Consider the following 458-nt stretch of genomic DNA (forward strand, 5'->3'; position numbering starts at 1 on the left):
GCCGGTGTGCTGGACATCGAGGCGTCGGAGAAGGCCGCGCGCTTCGTGCAGATGTGTGATGCGTTCAACATTCCGTTGGTCACGCTGCTGGATGTGCCGGGCTTCCTGCCGGGTGTGGACCAGGAGCACGGCGGGATCATCCGGCATGGCGCGAAGTTGCTGTACGCGTACTGCAACGCCACGGTGCCGCGGATCTCGTTGATCCTGCGCAAGGCGTACGGCGGTGCGTACATCGTGATGGACTCGCAGTCCATCGGTGCTGACCTGACGTACGCGTGGCCGACGAACGAGATCGCGGTGATGGGTGCCGAGGGCGCGGCGAACGTGATCTTCCGTCGGCAGATCGCCGAGGCCGACGATCCGGACGAGATGCGGGCCGCGATGGTCAAGGAGTACAAGTCGGAGCTGATGCACCCGTACTACGCGGCCGAACGCGGTCTGGTCGACGACGTGATCGA

The 458-nt window shown here is 64.8% G+C and carries 1 protein-coding gene; it reads left to right on the plus strand.

Annotation, left to right across the window (positions count from 1 at the left end):
* Positions 1 to 458: carboxyl transferase domain-containing protein (locus O5O46_RS35155; protein ID WP_333482459.1), on the plus strand; the 458-nt coding region annotated here is incomplete at both ends.

Source organism: Streptomyces sp. RPT161, from assembly GCF_027533845.1.
GTDB lineage: Bacteria > Actinomycetota > Actinomycetes > Streptomycetales > Streptomycetaceae > Streptantibioticus_A > Streptantibioticus_A silvisoli_A.